Genomic DNA, 2,998 nt, shown 5'->3' with positions numbered 1-2,998 from the left:
TGAAGGGCCGGTGAGGTTGTATGCGACAATGAAATAATTAAATTATCCTTAAATTCCCCAGTTTTTCAAAAACCTTCTTGGCGCATATCTTTTTGGGATAATTTGACCATCCCCTGATGACCGGGTTATGGCACCTTAATCGGTGACTACCTTAACATCCCTGAACATGTACGGATTGTCACTGATCCTCAAAGATTTGCCGCTAGCAGTTGTTACATTTTTTAGAATGACCTTCTTGGTTATGATATAGGGAAACTTCTCTTCGTAAGAATCGTCGGTCATTTCCGGATTGAAGTCGGTGAAAATAGCAGGACCCTTGTAATCCTCCGGGTGATTGGAGTCATCGATATGAAGATTTTCAATGGTGATCCGTTCCGGCATATAACACGTGTAGCCGAAATCATGCTGACCGGAATTATATCCGTTTATTAGTGCTGCGCTGGTTTGTCTACCGTCCTCGGGCACGAATTTGCAGTTTCGGGTAATGAACTCTCCCCGCCATGTACTTCCATAGTCGGAGCGCAGGTTGATGAAGCTCCTTCCGCGGACAGTGGTGTTCTCCACGGTCAAAGTACCGCTGCCAATGGCATTGATCCCCATGTGTCCCAGGGTGGAATTGCGGATGGTGGCATTGGCAACACCTTTGTGGGCATCGAACCGGGAAAGGGTACAATTGTCATAAAGCAGATTCTTGCAGTAGTTAGAGCCCAGGATTCCCCAATAGGTGCGGTCATTTATGTCATTGGTCTGGCTGACGTTCACGAAAGATACATTAAGTGCACGACTGACTGAGAGGTCGTAAGAGCCCATGGAGACAGGCTTCCCTGCCGAGCCAATGGTTTGGTATGTTTTGTGTCCGGTAAGGATGGTATTCTTAACAGTTATGTAGGCACAGTCACCGATATTGATGAAGCCGCCATAGGGCGCACCATGGTCTCCTTCGCCCTTGACGTGGTGTTCCAGCCCATCAACGATAACATTGGAGCGTCTGATCGCGATGTTTCGGCTATAATAATTGTACTTAGATTCATCTTGATTGGCAATGGTGGTAAAACGTCCCCCTGTGATAGTCAGGGTATCCTCGTCCATGGGGAGGGCGGTAATATCCGTGATCTGATCGAAGTCCCAGATGATCGGAGCGTCCATGTCCACATTGCCGTTTTTATCAACGACAAAGATATCTGTCTGCGGAGATCCATCATTCTGGTTCAACCCGTAACGGATATAGTGCTTTACGTTGGAATTGGTGACAGTGATCAGACAGGTTTGGGGAAGGGAGACGTCTATTTTCTTCTGATTCCGCTTAAGCGAAGATATGCCTTCAAGTTTAAATGATTCCAGGCTGGAACTAACTTTAAAAACAGATGCATTAGGATTTTCCACATCGGTATCGTCAATGATGAAGGACGCCGTGCCGAAATCGGTGTCGGTACGGATAACCGCAGTGCGCTCCTTTCCTCCAATGTAGTAGGTGGCCTCATCGTCGGCCTTCACGGAAAGATCGTGCTCGTTGGCAAATGCATGGGCAGCAGCGATAGCGTCTATATCATCGGTTTTGGCATCGCCCCTGGCACCAAAGTCACTATAGCGAACCAATCCATTGGCTTTGAATTTACGGACATCCTTTGGTGATACATTTACATGTAATTCCCCGTTTTCATTGGTGTGTACCTGGGTTTTCTCCTTTTTTGATGTTATCACTACATTTTCAAGCGTGTTGTTTGTCTGGCCCTCTGCCATAATTACACAGCTTAATAAGAAAAATAATAAGACCCTGTATTTCATCATGAGCGTATTTTTATAAAACTTTAAATTTGTTGGTTATCAGATTCAATTATTAATTAACAGCCATTTATGCTCTTATCTTTTCATCGGTTTAGGTGAAACAAAAATATTACAAAAAAATGAGAGAAAAGACTGTAACGTGTCCCGCATATATTCGGCGGGACAGGTTTGTTGTAAGGTGTTTCATTATTTCTATATTTAATACGCCTTTAAATTCCCACCTTATGGGCTTGGACGGCGCAAAATGACATCCGAATGACAATTATATCTTCCTGTTGACCTAAGCCTTTATTAACTTTCAAACCCTCAAACTCTTTGTCAAACTCCTGTCAAACTTAAATGTCAACCAATTAAATCGGCTCTTCAAATACTTCCAGATCAATCTCTCCCCAGAACGACCCGTCGGTATTCAGTTCCCCTTTATATTCGGCCCCCATCTTAGTAAATATGTTCGCCAGGATATACCGGTGGCAAAAGCCTTCCTCGGGTTTTTCAAAGCAGACGAAGACCACTTCATCCCGTTTCAACAGATCATTGAAAATGTCAGGGTTCTCCCGGTATCTTTTGCGCATCAGCCGGTAGTATTCCTGCGTATATTCCTCTTTGGACATGAGGCCTTTCTTGGTTTTCATTACCATCTCCCAGGTAGGGGCAAACCAGCTTCCCACCGGGTCTTTCCCCTTCACTGTGATATCGAGCCGGTTTTTGCCGGAATACCGGTATTGGGCAGTAAATATTTTGAGCATTTGTTTTTGCTCCATTCAGTAATTAAAATATCCCATAATGAGCCAAAAGGGTTATGATCAATACCACCAGGAATAGAACACCATGAAAAGGCCACAGCGCCCCTGACCAAAAGGAGCTCCACCAGCTTTGCCTGCCACCCCGAAATCGCTTAGTATCCATGCTGAAATCAATCTCGTCCTGGTTTTTCATCCTCACTTCATCATAAAGTGTCCTGAACAATCTTTCCTGGTAGAGGAAAAAACCATCGAGTATCCAGAAAACAATAACCGGAAGAAAACCGATCAAAAAAATTACCTGGTTTTCATTTTTTATAACACCGATAATTAAGAGAACAGAAACCATGAATACATTAATGCTTTTCATTAAGAAAGAGCCATGAACCATTCGATTTATGGTGTTTTGGATGAATTCCAGGTGTTTTCTCTTATTTTCCATCGTGGATAGATTATTAATGTTTTATAATTAA

Annotated in this window: 3 protein-coding genes and 1 pseudogene; all 4 read right to left on the bottom strand. The window is 43.6% G+C overall.

Annotated elements, in window-relative coordinates; all coding sequences use genetic code 11:
• Positions 1-37: 37 nt before the first annotated feature.
• Positions 38-142, bottom strand: a pseudogene (locus KGY70_20085) (hypothetical protein).
• Positions 136-1,740, bottom strand: a complete 1,605-nt coding sequence (locus KGY70_20080; GenBank protein ID MBS3777505.1) for a hypothetical protein — start codon at positions 1,738-1,740, stop codon at positions 136-138. Before KGY70_20080 ends, KGY70_20085 begins: the two are co-directional and overlap by 7 nt.
• 395 nt (positions 1,741-2,135) lie before the next feature.
• A complete protein-coding gene (locus KGY70_20075) occupies positions 2,136-2,546 on the bottom strand; it encodes a hypothetical protein (protein ID MBS3777504.1) in 411 nt (136 codons plus the stop codon).
• Positions 2,547-2,553: 7 nt separating this feature from the next.
• A complete protein-coding gene (locus KGY70_20070; protein ID MBS3777503.1) occupies positions 2,554-2,967 on the bottom strand; it encodes a hypothetical protein in 414 nt (137 codons plus the stop codon).
• Positions 2,968-2,998: the final 31 nt, after the last annotated feature.

The organism is Bacteroidales bacterium (genome assembly GCA_018334875.1).
Taxonomy (GTDB): Bacteria; Bacteroidota; Bacteroidia; order Bacteroidales; family UBA12077; genus JAGXLC01.
This window is presented reverse-complemented; position numbering and strand designations above follow the sequence as displayed.